This is a genomic window from Kitasatospora sp. NPDC094016, assembly GCF_040304045.1.
Classification (GTDB): domain Bacteria; phylum Actinomycetota; class Actinomycetes; order Streptomycetales; family Streptomycetaceae; genus Kitasatospora.
This window is the reverse complement of the sequence record NZ_JBEOUK010000032.1, coordinates 55120-77465: the sequence shown is the minus strand read 5'-3', so window position 1 is coordinate 77465 and position 22346 is coordinate 55120. Positions and strand designations below refer to the sequence as shown.

The 22346-nt window shown below is 75.8% G+C and carries 18 protein-coding genes; 12 read left to right on the top strand and 6 right to left on the bottom strand.

Translation table 11 applies throughout. The features are described 5' to 3' along the window. Window positions 1-12 precede the first annotated feature (12 nt). The 3 genes from ABT015_RS26165 to ABT015_RS26155 form a co-directional block, all read right to left on the bottom strand. Window positions 13-2784, bottom strand: coding sequence for a lantibiotic dehydratase family protein (locus ABT015_RS26165; protein ID WP_350883106.1), 2772 nt, complete (start codon window positions 2782-2784; stop codon window positions 13-15). Between the two features lies 1 nt (window position 2785). Then, the gene (locus tag ABT015_RS26160; protein ID WP_350883104.1) at window positions 2786-3748 is read right to left on the bottom strand and encodes a thiopeptide-type bacteriocin biosynthesis protein; all 963 of its coding nucleotides are present in this window, start codon (window positions 3746-3748) and stop codon (window positions 2786-2788) included. 264 nt (window positions 3749-4012) lie between these two features. Further along, the gene (locus ABT015_RS26155; protein ID WP_350883102.1) at window positions 4013-5164 is read right to left on the bottom strand and encodes a glycosyltransferase family 4 protein; all 1152 of its coding nucleotides are present in this window, start codon (window positions 5162-5164) and stop codon (window positions 4013-4015) included. A gap of 268 nt (window positions 5165-5432) precedes the next feature. Between ABT015_RS26155 and ABT015_RS26150 the strand changes: the two genes are divergently transcribed. From ABT015_RS26150 to ABT015_RS26110, 9 genes are all read left to right on the top strand, one after another. Further along, entirely contained in the window at window positions 5433-6434 is a 1002-nt protein-coding gene (locus ABT015_RS26150; RefSeq protein ID WP_350883100.1) for a GNAT family N-acetyltransferase, read from the top strand. Continuing rightward, window positions 6427-7218 (top strand): aminotransferase class IV, encoded by a 792-nt coding sequence (locus ABT015_RS26145; RefSeq protein WP_350883097.1) that lies wholly within the window; start codon window positions 6427-6429, stop codon window positions 7216-7218. Before ABT015_RS26150 ends, ABT015_RS26145 begins: the two co-directional genes overlap by 8 nt. Window positions 7219-7370: 152 nt before the next feature. Then, complete coding sequence (locus ABT015_RS26140) at window positions 7371-8228, top strand: ABC transporter ATP-binding protein (RefSeq protein ID WP_350883095.1); 858 nt, start codon at window positions 7371-7373, stop codon at window positions 8226-8228. Window positions 8229-8271: 43 nt separating this feature from the next. Next, the gene (locus ABT015_RS26135; RefSeq protein WP_350883093.1) at window positions 8272-10887 is read left to right on the top strand and encodes an FtsX-like permease family protein; all 2616 of its coding nucleotides are present in this window, start codon (window positions 8272-8274) and stop codon (window positions 10885-10887) included. Window positions 10888-11166: 279 nt separating this feature from the next. Next, window positions 11167-11637 (top strand): hypothetical protein, encoded by a 471-nt coding sequence (locus ABT015_RS26130; protein WP_350883091.1) that lies wholly within the window; start codon window positions 11167-11169, stop codon window positions 11635-11637. Continuing rightward, window positions 11634-13226: a multicopper oxidase family protein gene (locus ABT015_RS26125; protein WP_350883089.1), complete on the top strand. Its 1593-nt coding sequence runs from the start codon at window positions 11634-11636 to the stop codon at window positions 13224-13226. Before ABT015_RS26130 ends, ABT015_RS26125 begins: the two co-directional genes overlap by 4 nt. A gap of 150 nt (window positions 13227-13376) precedes the next feature. Further along, window positions 13377-14735, top strand: coding sequence for a DUF2252 domain-containing protein (locus tag ABT015_RS26120; RefSeq protein ID WP_350883087.1), 1359 nt, complete (start codon window positions 13377-13379; stop codon window positions 14733-14735). A gap of 87 nt (window positions 14736-14822) precedes the next feature. Continuing rightward, window positions 14823-15365: a GNAT family N-acetyltransferase gene (locus ABT015_RS26115; RefSeq protein ID WP_350883085.1), complete on the top strand. Its 543-nt coding sequence runs from the start codon at window positions 14823-14825 to the stop codon at window positions 15363-15365. Between the two features lie 103 nt (window positions 15366-15468). Then, window positions 15469-16389 carry a DUF6891 domain-containing protein gene (locus tag ABT015_RS26110; protein ID WP_350883138.1) on the top strand — a complete coding sequence of 307 codons (921 nt, stop codon included), beginning with the start codon at window positions 15469-15471 and terminating at the stop codon, window positions 16387-16389. Window positions 16390-16420: 31 nt separating this feature from the next. Here the strand turns inward: ABT015_RS26110 and ABT015_RS26105 are convergent, their stop codons facing one another. After that, window positions 16421-17332 (bottom strand): diacylglycerol kinase, encoded by a 912-nt coding sequence (locus ABT015_RS26105; protein WP_350883083.1) that lies wholly within the window; start codon window positions 17330-17332, stop codon window positions 16421-16423. Beyond that, window positions 17329-18951, bottom strand: a complete 1623-nt coding sequence (locus tag ABT015_RS26100) for an FAD-binding oxidoreductase (protein ID WP_350883081.1) — start codon at window positions 18949-18951, stop codon at window positions 17329-17331. The genes ABT015_RS26105 and ABT015_RS26100 overlap by 4 nt, the downstream gene beginning before the upstream one ends. 20 nt (window positions 18952-18971) lie before the next feature. Between ABT015_RS26100 and ABT015_RS26095 the strand changes: the two genes are divergently transcribed. Both ABT015_RS26095 and ABT015_RS26090 read left to right on the top strand, forming a co-directional pair. Further along, window positions 18972-19586 (top strand): TetR/AcrR family transcriptional regulator, encoded by a 615-nt coding sequence (locus tag ABT015_RS26095; protein WP_350883079.1) that lies wholly within the window; start codon window positions 18972-18974, stop codon window positions 19584-19586. Next, complete coding sequence (locus ABT015_RS26090; RefSeq protein ID WP_350883077.1) at window positions 19583-21172, top strand: glycerol-3-phosphate dehydrogenase/oxidase; 1590 nt, start codon at window positions 19583-19585, stop codon at window positions 21170-21172. The genes ABT015_RS26095 and ABT015_RS26090 overlap by 4 nt, the downstream gene beginning before the upstream one ends. A gap of 12 nt (window positions 21173-21184) precedes the next feature. Here the strand turns inward: ABT015_RS26090 and ABT015_RS26085 are convergent, their stop codons facing one another. Next, a complete protein-coding gene (locus tag ABT015_RS26085) occupies window positions 21185-21478 on the bottom strand; it encodes a hypothetical protein (RefSeq protein ID WP_350883075.1) in 294 nt (97 codons plus the stop codon). Window positions 21479-21704: 226 nt separating this feature from the next. Here ABT015_RS26085 and ABT015_RS26080 point away from each other — a divergent pair, with 226 nt between their 5' ends. Next, window positions 21705-22280, top strand: a complete 576-nt coding sequence (locus ABT015_RS26080; RefSeq protein ID WP_350883073.1) for a TerD family protein — start codon at window positions 21705-21707, stop codon at window positions 22278-22280. The last annotated feature ends 66 nt before the right edge of the window (window positions 22281-22346 follow it).

Sequence of the window (22346 nt, the reverse complement as noted above, 5' to 3'; positions counted from 1 at the left end):
GGTTGTCCTCCTTCAGGAGCGGTGACGGGTGGAGACCGCCCCGGTGGCCCGCCCGCGAGGGGCGGGCGCACCGGGGACGTCGGGTTCGCCGCGCAGTGCGGCGGCGGCGGGCTCCGCGAGTTCCTCGGCGCCCTGGTCGAACGGAAGTCTGAGCAGCAGTTGGGCGGCGACGGCGGCACCGCCGTGCACGGGGTCGTGGAGCAGCAGGCCGCCAGGGTCGGGGAGCATCTCCTCGACCAGCAGGTCCGCACCGGGGTGGCGCGCGCAGATCCGCTCCAGCAGGGCGACCGAGGTCAGCGCCGCGAAGTCCACGGGCACCGGTTTCGGCTGGGGTACGGCCCGGACGAACGCGAAGCGCGGCAGTCCGGCGCAGCGCCCGAGGGCGGCGAGGGCGCGCACCTTGGTCAGGTCGCCGTCGCCGGGCCGCCACAGCTGGGCCGCCGGCACCCGCCAGACGGCGGGGCTGATGACCAGGGCGCCGCCGCCGACGGTCACCCGGGGCAGCCGGTCCGTGTCGGGGAACGCCTCGGCCAGGCCGTCCAGGCGGATCAGGCGCGAGCCCGCCGGGTGGCCGGCGGCCAGCAGCAGCCGGACCAGGACGTCGTACGGGGGCAGGGGTGTACGGGTGGCGTGGTGGACGGGCAGCAGCCGGCACCCGTCGGCCTCGGCGATGATCCGCGGGCCGACCCGTCGCAGGGTGATGCGCTCCAGCGGCAGGTAGCGGGCCGTCAGGCCGTCCGCTCCCTGGTACGGCAGGGGATCGGGATCACCCGTCCACCAGCCGGTGATGACCGGCCGCCGTACGGCGTTGGCGGCGCGTCCGGCCAGCGGCGGCACCAGCAGTTCGACGAAGCGTGCCCCGGACAGCCGCTCGACGGAGGCGAGGAAGGCCCGGTAGCTGCGGAGGTTGTCGTAGCCGCCGTGCAGGGTGTGGAGCGCGTCGGCGAACCGGGCGTCCAGCACGCCCGCCGGTGAGGCGGTCTCCAGGACCGCGACCGGACCGGGGCCCGGCAGCGGACGCAGCACGCAGTCCAGGGGCCAGGGCGGCAGCGCGGTCGCGGCCGGGGGCGCCCCGAGAGTGTCCAGCAGGTCGTCGTCCAGGTCCACCGGTCCGCTGCCGGCCCGGGCTGACAGGTGGGCCAGCAGCCCGGCGTAGCCGGAACCGGAGGTCTCGGCGGGGTGCCAGCCCGCGTACCGGCGCGGGGGCGGAGGCGGCGGCGGGCAACTGCCGTCGGGCAGGTGGCGCGCGAGGATCTCGCCGAGGGGGCACGGCCGTTCGGTGAGCTCCGCGAGCTCGGCGGGCAGCCGGTGCGGGTCCGGCCCCGCGAGCCGGTCGGCTTCCCGCAGCCACGCCACGCGGGCGGCGGTGTCGAGGCCCTGCTGCACCTGGCGGGCGGCCGTTCCGGAGACCGCCGAGGCTATGGCGCGGTAGGAGTCGGTGAACCACGGCCGGGCGTCGTCGGCGGGGGCGGCGGGGCCGGTGGTACGGAGCTCCGACGCGGGTGCCGGCGCGGGTACGGGTGCGGGTGCGGGTATGGGCGCGGGTACGGCGGAATCGGCGCTCGGTGCGGGTGCCGGAGGAGGCGCCGGTTGCGGGAGGGTGCCGCGTGCGCGGACGTCCTCGGCGGCGAGCCAGCCCGTGGTGCGGCGGCGCGGGGCCGCGCAGGCCTGGAGCACGCCGAGTCCGAGCAGGTGCGCGAGGAAGCCGCGCAGCACCGCGGGAGCGGAAGCCGCCGCCCCGGCCGCCGTTGCGACGGTCGTCGCCGTGCCCAGCAGAGCCGCTTCGAGGTCGCCCAACAGGCGGGGGCCGTCGGCCAGGTGGGCCAGCACGTGATCCAGGGGGAGGGACCGCCGCAGGTCGACCCGCCGCAACCGGCCCCGGTCGTGCGGGTCGGTCACCCAGCAGCGCAGGACACCGGCTCCAGGTGCGGTGCCCGCCGGCTGGGGGAAGTGCAGTGGAGCCAGGGCCAGCACCGTGGCCGGGTCCGCCGCCCGCAGGTCCAGGGCGCCGAGCCGGGCCCGCACCCCGTGGACGTTCTCCACGGCCTGGGCCGCCACCCCGCCGAGGGCCGTGCCGGGCGGGACGAGCCGCGGCAGGGCGCCGTCGGCCCCGCCGCCGTTCGCGCCGTCCTTCGCGTCCGCCGGGGTGACCGGCAGCAGGGTGACCTGGCCGACCCAGCCGCGCGGGGTGGTCTTCGCCGCGGCCCGGCCGAGCGCCCGCCACACGTACGCCGCCCGCTTGCGCAGCCGCTTCCCGCTCCAGGACTCGCCCGCCGCCAGTCGGCCGGCCACGTCTGCGGCCGCTCCGGGTTCCACCTCGTCCAGGAAGGCCCGCATGACGGGCGACGCGCACACCAGGGACCAGCCCAGGGCGCCCACGCGCTCGCGCTCGGCCGCCACCGCGGCCTCCAGCCGCCGCAGGGCGGCGGCCGCCGACTCGGCCTCGCCGGCCAGCCGTGCGGCGTCCGCGGCGAGGCCGCCGGCGGCGGGCAGCCGCCCCAGCAGCCCGCAGTCGGCCGGGCCCGGTGCGGCGCCGGAGTGCAGCCGACGGCGCACGGCCAGCACAGCGCGGCGGTCGGTGGCGGTGAGGGCGGGGTGCGGCACGACCAGGATGCCCAACTGCTCGGCCAGTCGGCGGGCGTGCTCCGCCCGCCGCTCGTCCCGCCGGGCGTGGTCGGCGACCTGTGCGAACAGCTCGGGGTTGCCCGCCGCCGCCCACGCCGCCAAGGGCATGCCGGCCACGCGGAGCAGTGCCGCGGCGCCCAGTTCCCGGTCCTCGTCCACGTCAGGACCTCCCGTCACCGGTGAGCGCGTGGGTCAGCAGGCTCTGCCGGGCCAGGGAGAACCGCCCCCGGTTCCAGTGGAAGACGACGTAGTGGGCGGCGGCGCGGCGCGGGCCGATCACCGCTTCACCGGACTCGAAGTAGCCGGTGCGCCAGCGCTCGGCGGCCCGGCGTACGGCGTCCCCGTGCACCTCGACCGCCGCCCGCCGTCGCGGCGGCAGCGGAGCGAGCAGGCTCCGCCCGCCGGCCCGCCAGGCCGCGAGGATGCCCGCGGCGGCGCGCCGGGTGTCCTCGTCCGGGTCGGTGCCCAGCCTGCGGCCGGCGTCGTCCTGGAGCACCTGCCAGACCCCGCGGTGCTCCCAGCCGACGATGCCGAGGCCGCCGAGGAGTTCACCGAGGAGGTACAGGGACAACCGCCAGTCCGCGACGGCCTCCGGTCGGCCCGGTGCCGTGACGGTGTCGTGGTGATCGAGCCAGGCCAGGGAGTCCACCGTGAACAGGTCGTGGACGTGCCGCATCGAACGCGGGCCGCCGAAGAGGTAGGTCTCCGGCTCGTACCGCCCGCACAGCGGCGGTTGCGGCTGTCCGTCCACCGCGCGGAAGCGGCGCGTCAGTTCCTCGCGCAGCGCCCCGGCATCGGACCGGCCGGCCTCGAACCGGACCCGTAGTCCGGGCGGTTTGTGCATGAAGAAGAAGGAGCGCGCCGCGCCGGCGGAGATCAGGTCGCGGGCCGTGTCCGCGACGGCGCGGTACGTCCGGTGCCAAGTGGCCGGGCCCGGCGCGAGGTTGATCTGCACCCAGCCGTCCTCGGGCCGGTCGTCGCGCAGCGCGGACAGCCCGGCCGTCAGGAACGCGCGGCGCGCGGCCTCGTACTCGGGGCCCGCGGAATCGACCGGTACCGTTCCCCACGGAATGTCGCGAGCGTCCCGGAGGCAGTCGGCCAGCAATCGTTCGACCTCCACCATGGTGCCCACCTCCTCGTGATTTCGGCTCTGCTCCTGGGGTTTCCACGATTCGGTCGGATTGAAAAACGGAAGGCAAATATTCATATGATGAAAAAGGGTGCGCCCGCTGCGCGTAAGGGACTTCGCGCGCCGAAGGCGCATCCTGCGGGCGGATTCGTTGGCCTTCACCCCCCCTGACTCGATGATCGCCGGAATATCGGCGAGTTGGTGCCATGGTGGCTTGAACTCCCTTTGAAGAAAGCGGCGTTGGCGCGCCAGAAAGTGTCAGGAGAGCTCGGCGGGAGCGCCGGTGACGGACCGGGTGGGGTCGAGCAGGTGGGCGAGGCGGTGGGCGGAGGCGGTCCAGGACCAGTGGGTGGTGGCCCAGTCGCGGCCGGCGGCGCCCATCCGGGCGCGGTCCGCCGGCGGGGCGAGGAGGAGGCGGGTGAGGGCGGCGGCCACGTCGGCCGGGTCGCGCCCGTCGACGACGGTGCCGGTGACGCCGTCGAGGACGGTGTCGGGGGCGCCGCCGGAGCGGCCGGCGACGACGGGCAGGGCGGCGGCGGCCGCTTCGAGGTAGACGATGCCGAGGCCTTCGGCTTCGAGGCCGGCCCGGCGGGTGCGGCACGGCATGGCGAAGACGTCGGCCTCGGCGTAGTGGGCGGCGGTGGCCGCGTGGTCGAGACCGCCGGCGAATTCGACGCTGCCGGGCTCGGTGCACCGGTGGGCGAGCGCGCGCAGGCGGTCCTCGTACGGGCCCTGGCCGACGAGGACGAGGACCGCGCCGGGGACGGCCCGGCGGATCGCCGGCAGGGCGCGGATCAGGACGTCCTGCCCCTTGCGCGGGACGAGCCGGGCGACGCAGAGGATCACCGGCCCGGTGCGGGCCCGTCGGGCGCCGGCCGCGCCGGGCCGGAAGCGGTCCGGGTCCACGCCGGGGACGAGGCGGGCCAGTCGGGCGCCCGGGCCGAGCGCGGGGGCGATCCGGGCGCGGGTGTACTCGCCGAGGTAGGTGACGACGTCGACGCTGCGGCCTATCCGGCGCAGCAGGCGGCGGGCGCCGGGGGTGCGGGCCCACCAGATCTCGTGGCCGTGGGTGGTGGCGACGGTGCGGCGGATGCCGTCGGCCTGGCGGAGCAGCCCGGGGGCCATCGCGGCGAGCGGGGCGGCGGCGCCGAACCAGACCCGGTCGCAGCCGTGGGCGCGGGCGATCTCGGCGGCGCGGCGGGTGGCCCGGGCGGTGGGCAGCAGGGTGCGGGCCCGGTCGCGGATCACCGGGAAGGGGAGAGCGGCGTCGTGCCGATCGGCGCCCGGTTCGGCGGAGGTGTAGACCACGACGTCGGAGTGGGGCAGCCGGGTGGCCAGGGCGTGGACGAAGGTTTCGATGCCGCCCTGGCGGGGCGGGAAGTCGTTGGTGACGATGAGTGTGCTGCCCATGGGCGGGTGAGACCTCGGTTCGGTGTTGGCGAAGGGATCGGAGCCAGGGCCGGCCGGTGGCGGTCGCAGGTCTGGGGAGTCGTGCCGATTCATCACCCGTTCATTGCATCGTCGCAGGTCAGCCTGGTCATCACGGTCAGGTCGAGTCCTCTGGTCGGGTTTCCCCTACCATCCGTCGGGGCCTTCGTCCGGCGAGCTTCGCATCCGATCTGACGTTCGGTGTCCGTCGAATTACGGAAAGTGCCCGCGCTCCCGCTATCGTGTCGGCGTGGTGAGGTCGTGGGATGCGGCAGTGGAGCGGGCGCAGGACCGGCTGGCGGCGGGGCCGCGGCTGCGGGCGGTCGCCGAGGGGGACGAACGGCGGTTCGCCCTCTGGGACTTGGCGTCCCTGGTGGAGGGCGAGCTGGGGGAGCTGGTGGCCCCGGACGAGCTGACGCCGGAGGCCGAGCGCCGGTGGCGCGAGCGGCTGGGGGAGAGCGGCCGGGAGTGGCCCGGCGGCGAGCTGTACCGGCGCCGCTACTGGGTGCTGGACGAGGACGGCGCCGCGGCCGGCACGGTGGCGGTGGACAACTGGACCAGGGGGCCCGGCCAACTCGCCGTCTCCTCCCTCTACTTGATTCCGCAGGCGCGCGGCCGGGGGCTGGCCGCCGGGGCGCTGGACGAGGTGTACGCGGCGGCCGCCGCGGAGGGCCTGCCCGGCTTCCGGCTGGAGGCGCACTGGGCCTGGCAGCACGCCGTCCGCTACTACCTGCGCCGTGGCCTCTGGGTGGTCGGCTGGAAGCGTTCGCTGGCGCTGGCCCGGATGCCGCAGCTCCCGCCGTACCGGGTGTGCGAGGAGGGCGACTGGCTGCACCTGCTGGTCGCGGACCGGGGGTGGGGCTGGGTGCCGATGCTCGCCGCCGGCTGCGAGGGCCGCTGGCTGCGGCTGGACGAGACGCCCGACTACCGGGCGGCCGACGGCTGGGTGCACGAGTACGCGCGCTCGACCCTGGCGCTGCACCTGGCGCTCGCGGGCCGGCCGCTGGTGCGCGGCCCGCAGTGGTGGGCGGAGGCGTGGCGGTGGTCGGACGCCGGGGAGCCGGAGGGCCTGGCCTACAAGATCGAGCAGTTCGAGCAGCTGGCCCTGGCGGCGGGCCGCGAGGTGGTCAGCCCGTACCGCCCGGCGGCGGTGTCCGAAACCCCGGTGCCGACCCCGACTCCGCCCCCGGCGTCGAGGGCGCAGGCCCCGGTGGCGGCGGCGCCGGGGCTGGCAGACTCGGGGGATGGCTGAGATCGAGATCGACGGCGCCCCGGCCGACCCGGCCCGGCTGGCCGCACTGGGGCTGCTGAACTACGGGCACTTCACCACCCTGCGCGCCGAGGCGGGCCGGGTCCGGGGCCTGGCACTGCACCTGGACCGGCTGGTCCGGGACTGCCGGGTGCTGTTCGCCGCCGAGTTGGACCGGGCGGCGGTGCGGGAGCGGATCCGCGCGGTGCTGCCCGCCGACGGCGCGCCGGTGATCGTCCGGGTGACGGTGTACGACCCGGAGCTCGGCCTGGAGCGCCCCGGCGCCCCGGCGGCGCCCCGGCTGCTGCTGACCACCCGCCCGGCGGCGGTGGCCGCGCCGGGCCCGCTGCGGGTGCGCACGGTCGGGTACCGGCGGGAGCTGCCGGAGGTGAAGCACGTCGGCCTGTTCGGCCTGGTCCACCACCGCAGGCGGGCCCAACTCGACGGTTACGACGACGTGTTGCTGGTGGATCCGGACGGCGGCGGGGTGGTCGAGGGCGCCACCTGGAACGTCGGCTTCCTCGACGGCCGCCGACTGGTCTGGCCGGACGGCCCGAGCCTGCCCGGGGTGACCGCCGCGCTGCTGGCCGGCGCGTACGGCGGGCCGCAGTCGCGCGAGCGGGTGGACGCGTCCGGGCTGGGCCGCTTCACGGCGGCGTTCGCGGTGAACGCGGGCGTCGGCGTCCGGCCGTTGGCAGCGGTCGACGGTACGGCCCTCGACCCGGCGCACCCCGTGCTCGCCGAACTCGCCGCCGCCTACGGGGAGATCGCCGCCGACCCGGTGTGAGCCCACCCGGCGCGGGCCCGCAGCCCCCCGGAGGGGGGGTGGGGATATCCCCACCCCCGGTCCGCCAGCGGCCTCCATGGTCCGCCGGCCTGGACTTTTCTAGCGTGGAACCCGTCGACGACCACCGACGATCCCCGAGGGAAGGCCCACCCATGGCACGCCGCCACGACCGCCCATCGACCGAGCCGTACGCCGCCGGACCGCACGCCGTCGGACCGTACGCGACGGGGGCGTACGGCGGCGGCCCGTACCCCGAGCAGGGCGCCCTTCCGGCGATCGAGCTGCGCGGGGTGCGCCGCACCTACGGCCGCGGCAGCGAGACGGTGCACGCGCTGCGCGGGATCGACCTGGCGCTGGCCCGGGGCAGCTTCACCGCCGTGATGGGCCCGTCCGGCTCCGGCAAGTCGACCTTCCTGCAGTGCGCGGCGGGCCTGGACAAGCCCGACCAGGGGGAGATCCGCCTCGGCGGCGAGGACATCACCCGGCTGAGCGAGGACCGGCTCACCAAGCTGCGCCGCAGCCGGATCGGCTTCGTCTTCCAGTCCTTCAACCTGCTGCCCTCGCTGACGGTGGAGCAGAACGTGCTGCTCCCGCAGCGGCTGGCCGGCGAGCGCCAGGACCGCGCCCGGGCCCGGGAGCTGCTGGCCCAGGTCGGCCTCGGCGAGCACGCCAAGCGGCGGCCCGGCCAGCTCTCCGGCGGCCAGCAGCAGCGGGTGGCGATCGCCCGCGCGCTGATCACCGACCCGGACGTGGTGTTCGCCGACGAGCCGACCGGCGCGCTGGACACCCGCACCGCGCACGAGGTGCTGGGCCTGCTGCGGCGCGCCGTGGACGACCTGGGCGCGACGGTGGTCATGGTGACCCACGACCCGGTGGCGGCCTCGTTCGCCGACCGGGCGCTGTTCCTGGCCGGCGGCGCGCTCGTCGACGAGCTGCACCACCCGCACGCGCAGGCCGTCGCCGACCGGATGGTCTCGCTCACCGCCCGCCCGGTGGGGGTCGCGGCGTGAACGGGCGGCGTGGACCGATCGACGAGTGGAACGGGGCAGGGGCATGAGCAACGGACTGGCGCGCGCCTCGGTGCGCTTTCGACCCGCCTCCTTCGTGGGCACCCTGGTCGCCCTGCTGCTGGGCGCCGCCGTGGTGGTGGCCTGCGGCGTGCTGCTGCAGACCGGACTGACCGCGGGCGTCGCACCGCAGCGGTACACGGGCGCCCCGGTGGTGGTCGCGGCCGACCCGATGGTGCGGATCACCGCCAAGGTCGGCCACGACAACGAGACCAGGGAGCTGACCACCCCCGAGCGGGCCCGGACGGACGCCGCCCTGGTGGGCCGGATCTCCGCACTGCCCGGGGTCGCCGCCGCCCGCCCGGACAGCGCCTTCCCGCTGCCGGCCGGCGCCGGCACCCCCGCCCTGACCGGCCGGGGCTTCGCCGCGCTCGGCATCGCCGGCCCGGCCGACCAGCTGGTCGAGGGCCGCGCGCCCGGCGCCGACGAGGTGGTGCTGGACGCCGACACGGCGCGCGCCGCCCACCTCGCGCCCGGCGCGAAGCTCACCCTCACCGCCCCCGGCGGCACCGGCGACTACCGGGTCTCCGGCCTGGCCGCCGCCCAGTCGGCCGGCCCCACCGCCTGGTTCGCCGACGCCACCGCCGACCGCCTCTCCGGCCACCCCGGCCGGATCGACGCGATCGCCGTCCAGCCGCGCGAGGGCGTGGACCGCGCCGCGCTGGTCGCGCAGGTCCGCCAGGCCCTCGACGCCCAGGCCCCCGGCACCAAGACCGCGGACGCCAAGGCCGCCGGCACCCCGGCCATCGGCCTTGAGACCAAGGCCGAGAGCGGCGGTGCCAAGGTCTTCACCGGCGACGGCCGCGGCACCGTCGAACAGCCCGCCATCGGCGAGGCCCGCACCCTGCTGATGGCGCTCGGCGGCAGCTTCGGCGGCTACGCCACCATGACCGCGATCTTCGTCGTGATGAGCACCGTCGCCCTGGCCACCGGCCAGCGCGCCCGCGAGTTCGCCCTCCTGCGCGCCATCGGCGCCACCCCGCGGCAGATCCGCCGCACCATCGCCACCGAGGCGATGCTGGTCGCGCCGGTCGCCGGGGCGCTCGGCATCCTGCCCGGACTGGCCCTGGCCCACTGGTGGTTCGACGAACTGACCTCGCGCGGCGCCGTGCCGCAGGGCGTGCGGCTGGACGTCGGCCCGCTGCCGATGCTCGCCGCCGTCCTCATCTGCACCCTCGCCGCGCTGACCGCCGGCTTCCTGGCCGCCCGCCGCCCCGCCAAGCTGCGTCCCGGTCAGGCGCTCGGCGCGGCCGCCGTCGAACCGGGCCACCCCGGCAAGGTGCGGACCGTCATGGGGCTGCTCTTCGCCGTCGGCGGCGTGGCGGCCGCCGGCTTCGCGGCCGCCCTGGACGGCATGAACGCCGCCAACACCGCGCTCGGCGTGGTCATGTGCTTCATGCTGGCCGTCGCGCTGCTCGGCCCCTGGGTGGCGCGGGTCGCCGCCACGGTGTTCGGCGCCCCGCTGCGGGCCGGCGGCGCCCCCGGCTCGCTGGCCGCCGACAACACCCGCGCCAACGCCCGTCGGTTGGCCTCCGCGATCACCCCGATCGTGCTGGTCACCGCCTTCTGCGGCACCCTGCTGTTCCTCCAGAGCACCATCAGCCACGCCACCGGCGTGAACGTGCGGGACGGCATCGTCGCCGACCACGTGATCGGCTCCACCGGCCCCGGCCTGCCCGCGGGCACCGCCGACCGGGCCGCCAAGGTGCCCGGTGTGGACACCGCGGTCGGCGTGCTGCGCACCGCCGCCGTGTACACCCACGACATGCAGCTCGGCTCCGCGACCGCGCTCGGCGTCGGCGGCGACCCGGCCCGGCTGTCCCGGGTGCTCGACCTGGGCGTGCGCAGCGGTTCGCTCGCCGACCTGGGCCGCGCCGCCGACACCGTCGCCCTGGACGCCACGCTGGCCGACGCCCTGGACGTCAAGGTCGGCGACCGGGTGCCGCTGCGGCTCGGCGACGGCACCCCGGTGCGGCCCGCCGTGGTCGCCGTCTACGACCGCGGGCTCGGCTTCGGCCAGGTGCTGCTGCCCCGGGCGGTCGTCGCCGAGCACGTCACCGCCGGGTACGACAGCCAGGTGCTGGTCGCCGACGCGCCGGGCGCCGACCGCACGGCGGTGGCGGCCGCGCTGGCGGGCCTCGCGGGCCCCGGCGGGGCGACCGTGACCGACCGGGCCGGATTCGTCGCCCAGTCCGACAAGATGATGGAGCTGAACGCCTGGGCCAACACCGTGATGGCCGGCGTGCTCGGCGGGTTCGCCGCCGTCACCGCCGTCAACACCCTGGTGATGACCGTCCTCGACCGGCGCCGCGAGGTCGCCCTGCTCCGACTGGCCGGCACCACCCGGCGCCAGGTGCGCGGCATGATGCGCTGGGAGGCGCTGCTGGTCGCCGCGACCGGCCTGGTGATCGGCGGGGGGATCGCCTGGACCGCCCTCGTCCCGATCGCCCGGGGCGTCGCCAACTCCTCCCCGTACATCCCGCCGGTGCTCGCCCTGCCGCTGGCCGCCGGAGCCGTCCTGCTCTGCCTCGGCGCGACCGGGCTGCCCGCCCGGGCCCTGCTGCGCACCCGCCCGGTGGCGCTGGGCGCCGCCCGGCAGTAGCCGAGGCCCGTGAAAGCCCGAAGGGCCCCGTCCGGTACCGCCGGACGGGGCCCTTCGGGCTGTCGCGGCACCTGCTCGAGGATCGCTGGACGGGCACACCAGAGCCTCGCTCGTACGGGTGACAAAAGTCGGGCCGAGTAGGCGCAATGGGGTAGCTGGGAAAGTCCAAACCCCTTTATTGGAGCTGATCGTGATGTCGGATCAGCTACGCTCTCGCCCGCCCCGACCCGTCCGACCCGCCCGACCCGCCCGACCCGCCGAAGCAGAGAGTAGCCCGACATGAGCAGTCCTCCCGCGGCCGCCGCGCCCCGCTGGCCGCTGATCCTGCTGCGCACCACCGCGACCACCCTGGCGGTCCTGGCCCTGCTCCAGGTCATGCTGGCCGGCAGCTTCCTCAACGGCACCTACGAGTCCCTCAAGGACCACGAGGGCAACGCGATGACGCTGGCCACCGTGGTCCTCTGCCAACTGGTGGTGGCCGCGCTGGTGCGCCGGCCCGGCCGCGGCCCGCTCTGGCCGCTGTGGACCACCGCCGTGCTGACCGTCGCCGTCGTCGGCCAGATCGCGGCCGGCTACGCGCGGTCGATCAGCGTGCACGTCACCCTCGGGGTGCTGCTGGTCAGCGGGGTCCTGTTCGGGCTGGTCGGGGCCTGGCGGCTGCCGCTGCCCGCCCGCGCGGACCACCAGCCCGAGCCGGACGGAAGCGGACGCCTGCCGCGCCCCGGCGGGCCGCTGGAGGTGTCCAAGTGAACCGTCGCCGGTTCCTGGGCGTCGGTGCCTCCGTCCTCGGCGCGGGCGCGCTGGCCGCCGTCGCCGGCCCCGCCGCCGCCCGGCTGTTCGCCGAGGGCCACCCCGGTCGGCTGCTCGGCAGCGGCCTCGACCTGCCCGAGCCGTTCCAGGTCCCGCTGCCGGTGCCCACGGTGCTCCAGCCGGTGCGCACCGACGCGACGGCCGACTACTACGAGATCACCCAGCGGGTCGCCGAGCTGGAGATCCTGCCCGGCGTCAGGACCAAGGCCTGGACGTACGGGGGTACCTTCCCCGGGCCGACGCTGGCCACCCGGTCCGGCCGGGCGGCGGTGGTCAAGCACCGCAACGAGCTGCCGGTGCCGTCCGTGGTCCACCTGCACGGCGGCCACACCCCGGCCGACAGCGACGGCTACCCCGTCGACCTGCTGCTGCCGGTCGGTTCCTCCGGTGCGGGCCAGGGAGCGTCGGGCATGCAGGGGATGTCTGATATGCCAGGCATGTCAGGGATGGGCCACGAGGCGGGGCGCACCGCCGAGGGCGAGCGCACCCACACCTACCCGGGCAAGCAGCGCGCCGCCACCCTCTGGTACCACGACCACCGGATGGGCTTCACCGGCCCCGGCGTCTGGCGCGGCCTGGCCGGCTTCCACCTCGTCCACGACGACGAGGAGAACGCCCTGCCGCTGCCGCGCGGCGACCGCGACCTCCCGCTGATGCTCGCCGACCGCTCCTTCACCGAGGACGGCTCCTTCCGCTACCCCGCCATCGACGAGGACCTCGCCTCGCCCGGCGTCACCGACGACTACATGAACGGCGTCCTCGGCGACGTCATCCTCGTCAACGGCGCCCCCTGGCCCCGCCTCGACGTCGACCGCGCCCGCTACCGGCTGCGCCTGCTCAACGCCTCCAACGCCCGCCCCTACCGGCTCCGGCTCGACCCGCAGCCCTCCGGCGGCGACGCCCTCGTCCAGATCGGCTCCGACGGCGGCCTGCTCGCCGCCCCGGTCGCCCACGACGTGCTGGAGATCGCCCCGGCCGAGCGCTTCGACATCGTCGTCGACTTCTCCCGCTACGCCCCGGGCACCTCGGTGCGGCTGCTCAACCTCTTCGGCAGCGGGCGCACGGCGGAGGTGATGCGCTTCGACGTCTCCGGCAAGAAGGTCAGCGACGACTCGACCGTGCCCGACAAGCTGTCCACGATCGAGGGCCTGGACGCCTCCGCCGTCGACGTCACCCGCAAGTTCGTCTTCCGGCGCAGCGGCAGCTACGGCTGGACCATCAACGGCGACCTGTACCGGCCCGGCCGCGACCTCGCCCGGCCCGCCCTCGGCAGCACCGAGCGGTGGCGCTTCACCTCCGACCTGCACCACCCCGTCCACGTCCACCTCAACCAGTTCCAGGTGCTCAGCCGCAACGGTCGCGACCCGGGCCCGTACGACGGCGGCTGGAAGGACACCGTCGACCTGCGCCCGGCCGAGGCGGTCGAAGTCCTGGTGCGCTTCACCGACTACCGGGGGACGTACATGATGCACTGCCACAACCTGGAGCACGAGGACATGGCGATGATGGCGGACTTCACCGTGCAGTGAGACCGTGCAGTGAGCCGGGGCCGGCCTGCGTCATTCGGCCGGCTTCCCCCGGCACTCGTGGCCTGGCGTCGCGGGGAGACGTACCCCGCCCGCCGCCCGCCGTCTTCGCCGTTTCGTCCTCCCGCCGTCCCACCGACCGAGGAGCCGCGTATGACCACCCCCGCCGAACGCCGCCGGCACGGCCGGGCCGCCCGCGACCGCGTCTCCCGCTCCGCCCACGGGCGGTGGATCCCCGCCGCCGACCGGCCCGACCCGGTCGAGGTGCTGGTGCGCCAGGGCGAGGACCGGGTCGCCCGGCTGCTGCCGATCCGCTACGGGCGGATGGCCGACACCCCCTTCGCCTACCTGCGCGGCGCCGCCGCCGTCATGGCCGCCGACCTCGGCGCCGTCCCCGACACCGGCCTCACCGTCCAACTCTGCGGCGACGCCCACCTGGTGAACTTCGGCCTGTTCGCCTCGCCGGAACGCGCCCTGCTCTTCGACGTCAACGACTTCGACGAGACCCACCCCGGCCCCTTCGAGTGGGACGTCAAACGGCTGGCCGCCAGCATCGCCGTCGCCGCCCGCGACCACGGACAGGACGAGGACCGCGCCCACCGCGCGGCCCGCGCCGCCGTCGAGGGCTACGCCACCGCCATGCGCCGCCTCGCCGGGCTCGGCGAACTCGACGTCTGGTACTCCCGGATCGACGCCGGCGACCTGCTGGCGCCGCTGCGCAAACCCCGGCAGCGCAAGCAGGCCGAGGCCGACCTCGCCCAGGCCCGCCGCCGCACCAGCCTGCACGCCTTCGGCAAGCTCACCGAGGAACGCGACGGGCAGCGGCGCATCATCAGCGCGCCACCGCTCATCGAACCGCTGAAGAAGAACGAACTGCGCGACGTCGGCAGGGTGTTCAGCGACTACCGGGCCACCCTCGCCGAGGACCGCCGCGTCCTCCTCGACCGCTACCGCTTCGTCGACGCGGCGATGAAGGTCGTCGGTGTCGGCAGCGTCGGCACCCGCTGCTACATCGTCCTGCTGGAGGGCCGGGACACCCGCGACCCGCTGTTCCTCCAGCTCAAGGAGGCCGGACGGTCCGTCCTGGAGGACCACCTGCCGCCCACCCGGGTCGACGCCGAGGTCTCCGTCCACCACGGCGGGCGCCGCGTCGTCACCGGCCAGCACCTCATGCAGGCCGCCGGCGACATCTTCCTCGGCTGGACCACCGGCCCCGCCGGGCGCCACTTCTACGGGCGCCAACTGCGCGACATGAAGGGCTCGGTCCAGGTCGCCGACCTCGCCCCGTCCGGCCTGCGCGCCTACGCCGACCTGTGCGGCCGCACTCTCGCCCGCGCCCACGCGCGCACCGGAGACCGCCTCGCCATCGCCGGCTACCTGGGCGGCGCGGACACCTTCGCCGAGGCGATCGCCGACTTCGCCGTCCGGTACGCCGACCAGACGGCGCTCGACCACGCCGAACTGGTCGCCGCGATCGACGCCGGCCGGATCACCGCGACCCCGGGCGTCTGAAGCACGACGCGCCCCCGGGGCGCAGGGGTGCGGGGGAGGCGGAAAACGGGTTGCCTCGGCAGGCGCGGTCGGCGTTGGCTGGCCCGCATGACCGAACTGCGTACCGACCGCCTGCTCCTGCGCCCCTGGCGGGACACCGACCTCGCACCCTGGGCCGCGCTGAACGCCGACCCCGAAGTCCGCGAGCACCTCGGCGACATCCTCACCCGCGAGCAGTGCGACGCCTCGGTGGCGCGCTTCGAGGCCGAGACCGCGGCGCGCGGGTACGGCTGGCTGGCCGTCGAGGTGCGCGCCACCGGCGAGTTCGTCGGCCTGGCCGGCCTCGACGAGGTCGACGAGGGCCTGCCCTTCACCGGCGTCGAGATCGGCTGGCGCCTCGCGCGCGCCGCCTGGGGCCACGGCTATGCCACCGAGGCGGCCCGCGCCGTCCTCGCCCACGGCTTCGACACCCTCGGCCTCCCCGAGATCCTCGCCGTCACCACCGCGACCAACCACCGCTCGCAGGCCGTCATGCGCCGCCTCGGGATGACGTCCGACCCCGCCGACGACTTCGAGGACCCGACCGCCCCCGAGGGCCCGCTGCGGCCCAACGTGCTGTTCCGCCTCCGCCGCGAGCAGCGGGCGGCCTGACGGCGGCCTGACGGCGGGCCGGGAACGGGCCGGGAACGGGCTGACGGCAGGCGCGTCCCGGGGCTCGGCGCCGTTGTCAGTGGCGTGTGGTTGGGTGATCCACATGTTGGCGATCGGGGTGCAGGAGAACGACGGGACGCGCCACCTCCGGGTGGAGGCGGCCGAGTTGGCGCGGCTGGTGCGGCGGATCGGCGCGAAGGGCGACCGCTTCCTGGTCGCCCAGCGGATACCGGACCTGCCGGACGTCTTCATCCAGGTGTGGCACGCCGAAGGCGGCGAGTACACGCTCGAACACCGCGACGGCTCCGCGGCCCGGCACTTCGAGGTGCGCACCGAGGGGCCCGAGGCGGTCATCGCGGCGATGACGGGCTGGGCGCGGCACGAGCCGGGCTGGGGCGACGACCTGGACTGGCAGCCGCTCGACCTGGGCCCGCAGCCCGAGCCGGCCCCGCCGCTCGACCTGCCCGCCGACGACCTGCGGCAGTTGCACGACCGGCTGCGCCTCACCCTGGCCGGCGGCTACACCACCCGCGCCGAGCTCGCCGAACTCGCGGAGGACCACCTGGTCTCCGGCGACCACCGCCCGCTCTCCCGCGACCAGGCCGAGCAACTGGCAGACCGGCTCTGGCTGGAGCGCGTCGGCGAGCAGACCGGCTGGATCGGCGAGACCGACCCGGAACGCCTCACCCGGGCCTTCGCCGCCCTGGAGGAGGCCGGTATCACCGCCCGGGAGCACTTCAGCTGCTGCGCTTCCTGCGGCGACGCCGAGATCGCCGCCGCCGGGGCGCCGGACGCCCGCGGCTACGTCTACTTCCACACCCGGTCCACCGACTCCGCCGCCGCCGGCCACGGCCTCACCCTCCGCTACGGCGGCTTCGACGCCTCGCCGCTGACCACCACCGCCATCGGCCACGAGGTGGCCGGCGCGCTGGCGGACGTCGGCCTGCCCGTCGGCTGGAGCACCGACCCCTCCCGCGCGATGGAGATCCGCTCCCTCCTCTGGCGCCGCCGCCTGGCCGGGTGAGGACCGTGGCCCCGACGGGGAGGCGGGTGGGTCACGGCACCAGGAGGTGCAGGGCGCCGGGCGCGGCGCTCACGTCGACGGGGAGGGCCGCGATGAACTCGCCGTCGGCGTAGGCGGTGATGGCGGGGGAGTCGATCCGCAGGGACGCGGTGCGGTGGGTGGTGACTTCGGGGTGGGCGGTGTGGGTGCCCTTGAAGAGGGTGGGGAAGAAGCGGGCGATGCGCAGCCGGGGCATGGCGGCGACGAGGGTGAGGTCGAGGAGGCCGTCGTCCGGGAGGGCGTCGGGGCAGATGAGCATGCCGCCGCCGTAGCTGCGGGTGTTGCCGACGGCGGCCAGGGTGAGGTCGCGTTCGATGACGGTGCCGTCGGCGAGGGTGATGCGGAACGGCAGCGGGCGCAGGTTGGCGAACTCGGCGAGGATGGCCAGGTTGTAGCGCATCCGGCCGCGGGGCCAGCGCAGGCGGTTGGCGCGGTCGCTGACCAGCGAGTCGAAGCCGGTGGCGAGGACGGAGCCGTACCAGCGGGTGGTGCCGTCGGCGGCGGTGACCAGGCCGAGGTCGACGGTCCTGGTGCGGCCGGCGGCGACGACGTCGGCGGCGGCTTCGGGGCCGGCGAGCGGGAGGCCGTACGCGCGGGCGTGGTCGTTGCCGGTGCCGGCGGGTATCACGCCGAGCCGGACGGCGGTGCCGGCGACGGCCTGGAGCGCGAGGTTGACCATGCCGTCGCCGCCGACGGCCACGACGGCGTCGACGCCGTCCGCCACGGCCCGGCGGGCGAGGCGGACGGCGTCCTCGGGGTCGCGGCCGGCGTGCCGGTCGACCTGGAGGCCGAGGGCGTGCAGACGGGCGACGGCCCGGTGGGCGGCAGGCGCGGCGTGGCCGGCGCCCGCCGCCGGGTTGCTGAGGACGGCCACTCGCCTGATGGCTCGCGGACCGCCGGTCACGGGATCAGCTTGCCGGGGTTGAGGATGCCCGCCGGGTCCAGTTCGGCCTTGACGGCGCGCAGGATGCGCACGCCGAGCTCGCCGATCTCGTCGCTCATCCAGGGCCGGTGGTCGGCGCCGACGGCGTGGTGGTGGGTGATGGTGCCGCCGGTGGTGACGATGGCGTCGCCGGCGGCGCGCTTGGCGGCGGCCCACCGGGTGAGCGGGTCCTCGCCGAGGGCGGCGACGACGGTGAAGTAGAGCGAGGCGCCGGTCGGGTAGACGTGCGAGACGTGGCAGAGGACGAGGGCGCCGGGCAGGGCGGTGGTGAGCGCCTCGGTGACGGCGGTCCGCAGCTGCGGGAGCCGGCTCCAACTGGCCGCGGTCTCCAGGGTTTCGCAGAGGGCGCCGGCGCTGAGCAGGGAGTCCCGCAGGTAGGGGGCGTTGAAGCGGCCGTGTTCCCAGGCCCGGGCGGGGGCTTCGCCGAGGGAGGTGGCGCCGGCGGCGAGCAGGGTGTCGCGGGTGAGCCGGTGGCGGGTGGCGACCTGTTCGGTGGTGCCTTCGAAGACGGTGACGGCGAGGCAGCCGGTGACGGCGGGGGCGCCGCCGATCTGCTCGGTCATGGCGAGGTTGACCATCGTCTCGGCCTCGTCGGAGAGCCGGATGACGGTGGGGCCGGTGCCGGCCTGCTCGACGGCGCGCAAGGCGGCGCTGCCGGTGGCGAAGTCGGGCAGGCTCCAGGCCTCGTAGGCCTTGACGGCGGGCAGCGGGTGGACGCGGAGCCGGACGGCGGTGATGACGCCGAGGGTGCCTTCGGAGCCGAGGAAGAGTTCGCGCAGGTCGGGGCCGGCGGCGGAGGCGGGGGCGCGGCCGAGGTCGAGCACACCGGCGGGGGTGACGACGCGCAGGCCGCGGACCATCTCGTCGAAGCGTCCGTGTCCGGCCGAGTCCTGGCCGGAGGAGCGGGTGGCGGCGAAGCCGCCGAGGGTGGCGTAGCGGAAGCTCTGCGGGTAGTGGCCGAGTTCGTAGCCGCGCTCGGCGAGCAGGGCCTCGGCGGCCGGGCCGGTGAGGCCGGCGCCGAGGACGGCCTCGCCGGAGGTCTCGTCGAGGTCGTGGAGCCGGTCGAGGCGGCGCAGGTCGAGCGAGATGACGGCGGTGAGGCCGCCGCGCTCGGGGTCGAGGCCGCCGACGACGCTGGTGCCGCCGCCGAACGGGACGACGGCGATGCGGCGTTCGGCGCACAGCGCGAGGACGGCGGCGATCTCCCGCTCGTCGCCGGGCAGCACGACGGCGTCGGGCGCGTCCTGGGGGGCGCGGCTGCGGCGGCGCAGCAGGTCGGGGGTCGACTTGCCGCCGGCGCGGGGGAGCCGGTCGGCGTCGGCGGCGCTGACGTTGGTCTCGCCGACGGCGGTGGCGAGGGCCTTGAGGTCGTCGGCGGCTATCCGCGAGGGCTGCAGGAGGACCTCGTCGGCGGCCGGTCCGGGGGTGGCGTCGCCGGTGACGCCGAGGGCGGCGGCGAGCAGTCCCTTGATGTCCGCGGACAGCTCCTTGGCGAGGGCCGGGTCGCCCCAGGCGTCCCACTTCATCGGGGGGAGCGGCAGCGCGGCGCCGGCCGGTCCCGCTTGCGTCTCAGGTGCCATGCGTTACAGTTTCACACATCATGTCAAGTAGTAACGCCGAGCCCCCTGGCAGTCCCGCCCGCAGCACCGACGACGCGATCCTGGACGCCGCCGCCGACCTGATCGTCCATCTCGGCGTGCGCCGAACGCAGTTGGCGGAGATCGCCCGCCGCGCCGGGGTCAGCCGGCCGACCGTCTACCGGCGCTGGCCGGACGTCCGGGCGGTGATCGGCGCCCTGCTCACCCGGGAGATCCGGGCCACCCGGGAGGGTGTCGCCCTGACCCTCGGGGGCGACGGCGCCCCGATCGGCCGGGAGGCCTTCGTCGACGGGGTCGTCGAGGTGGCCGTTCGGCTGCGGGACCACCCGGTGCTCGGCGCGCTGCTGCGCTCCGCCGACTCCGACCTGCTGCTGGAGTACGTCGTCGAGCGCCTCGGCACCAGCCAGCGCGGCCTGCTGGAGGCGCTGCGGGCCGGCATCGAGCAGGGGCAGGCGCACGGCTCGATCCGGGCCGGGGAGCCGGTCGAACTGGCCGCCATGGTCCTGCTGATCGCCCAGTCCACCGTCCAGTCGCACCGCATGGTCGCCTCCCTGCTGCCGGAGGCCGCCTGGCGGCGCGAACTGACCAGAGCACTGAACGGATACCTCGCGCCATGACCTCGACGCCCGCCGGATCCTCCGCCGCTCACCCCGCCGAATCCTCCGCCGCTCCCTTCGCCGGCTCCAGCCGACTCGACGCCGGCCGGCGCCAGGCGGAACTCGAAGCGCTGGGGGACGACCCGCGGGTCGACCTGCTGGTGATCGGCGGTGGCGTCACCGGCGCCGGGGTGGCCCTGGACGCCGCCTCGCGCGGGCTGCGCACGGTGCTGGTCGAGTCCCGCGACCTGGCCTTCGGCACCAGCCGCTGGAGCTCCAAACTGGTGCACGGCGGCCTGCGCTACCTCGCCTCCGGGCGGATCGGGGTGGCTCGGGAGAGCGCGATCGAGCGCGGCGTGCTGATGACCCGCACCGCCCCGCACCTGATCCGCGCGCTGCCCCAACTGGTGCCGCTGCTCCCGGGCTTGCTGCGCCCCGGGCAGGCCTCGCTGATCCGGGTGGGCTTCCACGCCGGGGACGCGCTGCGGATCGGCGCCGGGACGCCGGGCGCGCTGCTGCCCCGGGTGCGCCGGATCGGCGCCGCGCGGACGCGGCAGCTGGTGCCGGGCGTGCGGACCGCCGGACTGTCCGGCGCGCTGGTCGCGCACGACGGCCAACTCGTCGACGACGCCCGGCTGGTGGTGGCGCTGGCGCGGACCGCGGCGCAGTACGGCGCCACCGTGCTGACCAGGGTGCGGGCGGAGTCCGTGACCGGCAGCAGCGCCCGGCTCACCGACACCGTCACCGGGCAGTCGCTGACCGTCGAGGCCGGCGCGGTGGTCAACGCCACCGGCGTCTGGGCGGGCGAGGTGGACCCGTCGATCAGGCTGCGCCCCAGCCGGGGCACCCACCTCCTGGTGGACGCCGCCGCGCTCGGCCACCCGACCGCGGCGCTCACCGTGCCGGTGCCCGGTTCGACCAGCCGCTTCGTCTTCGCGCTGCCCCAGCAGCTCGGCCGGGTGGCGATCGGGCTGACCGACGAGGACGCGCCCGGTCCGATCCCGGACGAGCCGCAGCCCGCCGAGGGCGAGCTCGCCTTCCTGCTCGACACCGTCAACGCCGCCCTGAGCACCGCGCTGACCAGGGCGGACGTGCGCGGCGCGTACGCGGGACTGCGGCCGCTGATCGACACCGGGGGCGGCAGCACCGCCGACATCTCCCGGGAGCACGCGGTGCTGGAGTCGCCGTCCGGGCTGGTCACGGTGGTCGGCGGCAAGCTCACCACCTACCGGCGGATGGCGGAGGACGCGGTGGACGCCGCCGTCCGGCTGCGCGGCCTGCCGGCCCGGGCCTGCTGGACGGCCCGCCTGCCGCTGGTCGGCGCCCCGGCCCACCGGGACAGCCGCCCGCTCCCGGCGGGCGCCGTGCCCGGCTCGCTGCTCGCCCGCCACGGCGGATCGTCCCAGGAGGTGCTGGCCGCCGGGGAGTCGACCCCGATCGCGGAGGGCCTGGACGTGACGCGCGCCGAGGTCGCCTACGCCGTCACGCACGAGGGCGCGCTCGACGTCGCCGACGTGCTCGACCGCCGGACCAGGATCGGCCTGGTCGCCGAGGACGCCGAGCGGGCCCGGAAGGCGGTCGAGGAGATCGTGGCGCGGCGCCTGTAGCGGGTGGGGGAATCAGCGCGCCGCGCGCTCCGGCATCGGGTGCTCGGCCCCCGCGACCTCCAGGACACAGGAGTACGGCTGCTCGGCCGCGCCCGCGCGGTCCAGCCGCACCGAGAGCGGCAGCGGCGGCTCCTCGGCGAGCTGGGCGGCGAGCGTCAGCGGGTAGACGCCGTGCCCGTGGACGCGGTGGAAGGCGCACTCCTTGCCGTCCACCAGCAACTCGGTCTCGGTGATCCAGCCGGAGCGGACGTTGACGGTGACCGAGTGCCCGGCCTGGTCGAGGTGGAAGCTGTACCGCTGGCGCATGGGGAACCTCCCGCGCGGGGGCCACCGGTCGGGGCGGACCAGGGGATTCACCGCCAGTCTAGGGCGGCCGCGGGGCCTCGGCCCGGCGGGTGCGGCGGCCGGGGTGACGGGTGGTTCCCGGTGGAGCCCCTGAGAAATCCCCGGGGTGGGGCCCGACCGCAGGTGGATTCCCGTGATCTCTACAGTGTTGTAGATTCGTCCGCAGGGAGAGATCGAGGAGGGCATTGTGGGAGTTTCACTGGCCAAGGGCGGCAACGTCTCGCTGAGCAAGGAGGCGCCTGGCCTGAGCGCCGTGATCGTTGGTCTCGGCTGGGACGTGCGCACCACCACCGGCGCCGACTACGACCTGGACGCCAGTGCGCTGCTCTGCAACGCGCTCGGCAAGGTGGTCTCGGACCAGCACTTCGTCTTCTTCAACAACCTGCGCAGCCCCGACGGTTCGGTCGAGCACAGCGGTGACAACCTGACCGGTGGCGGCGACGGTGACGACGAGCAGATCAAGGTCGACCTGGCGCGGGTGCCGGCCGACGTGGCGAAGGTGGTCTTCCCGGTGTCGATCTACGACGCCGACGCCCGGCTGCAGAACTTCGGGCAGGTGCGCAACGCGTTCATCCGGGTGCTGAACCAGGCCAACGGCCAGGAGATCGCCCGCTACGACCTCAGCGAGGACGCGTCCACCGAGACCGCGATGGTCTTCGGTGAGCTGTACCGCAACGGCGCGGAGTGGAAGTTCCGCGCGATAGGGCAGGGTTACGCCTCCGGTCTGCGCGGCATCGCGACCGACTACGGCGTCAACGTCTGATCGCGGCAGGTGGGTTGCAGCAGGTGATCTGACGGGGTTTCGGCGGCCGCCGGCCTGTGCGGCCCA

Bases quoted from the DNA above. Each gene is read 5' to 3' on its own strand.
- ABT015_RS26120 (WP_350883087.1), top strand. From the start codon at position 13,377: ATGACCACCCCCGCCGAACGCCGCCGGCACGGCCGGGCCGCCCGCGAC.
- ABT015_RS26155 (WP_350883102.1), bottom strand. From the start codon at position 5,164: ATGGGCAGCACACTCATCGTCACCAACGACTTCCCGCCCCGCCAGGGC.
- ABT015_RS26100 (WP_350883081.1), bottom strand. From the start codon at position 18,951: ATGGCACCTGAGACGCAAGCGGGACCGGCCGGCGCCGCGCTGCCGCTC.
- ABT015_RS26090 (WP_350883077.1), top strand. From the start codon at position 19,583: ATGACCTCGACGCCCGCCGGATCCTCCGCCGCTCACCCCGCCGAATCC.
- ABT015_RS26160 (WP_350883104.1), bottom strand. From the start codon at position 3,748: ATGGTGGAGGTCGAACGATTGCTGGCCGACTGCCTCCGGGACGCTCGC.
- ABT015_RS26095 (WP_350883079.1), top strand. From the start codon at position 18,972: ATGTCAAGTAGTAACGCCGAGCCCCCTGGCAGTCCCGCCCGCAGCACC.
- ABT015_RS26130 (WP_350883091.1), top strand. From the start codon at position 11,167: ATGAGCAGTCCTCCCGCGGCCGCCGCGCCCCGCTGGCCGCTGATCCTG.
- ABT015_RS26110 (WP_350883138.1), top strand. From the start codon at position 15,469: ATGTTGGCGATCGGGGTGCAGGAGAACGACGGGACGCGCCACCTCCGG.
- ABT015_RS26085 (WP_350883075.1), bottom strand. From the start codon at position 21,478: ATGCGCCAGCGGTACAGCTTCCACCTCGACCAGGCCGGGCACTCGGTC.
- ABT015_RS26140 (WP_350883095.1), top strand. From the start codon at position 7,371: ATGGCACGCCGCCACGACCGCCCATCGACCGAGCCGTACGCCGCCGGA.
- ABT015_RS26145 (WP_350883097.1), top strand. From the start codon at position 6,427: ATGGCTGAGATCGAGATCGACGGCGCCCCGGCCGACCCGGCCCGGCTG.
- ABT015_RS26135 (WP_350883093.1), top strand. From the start codon at position 8,272: ATGAGCAACGGACTGGCGCGCGCCTCGGTGCGCTTTCGACCCGCCTCC.
- ABT015_RS26115 (WP_350883085.1), top strand. From the start codon at position 14,823: ATGACCGAACTGCGTACCGACCGCCTGCTCCTGCGCCCCTGGCGGGAC.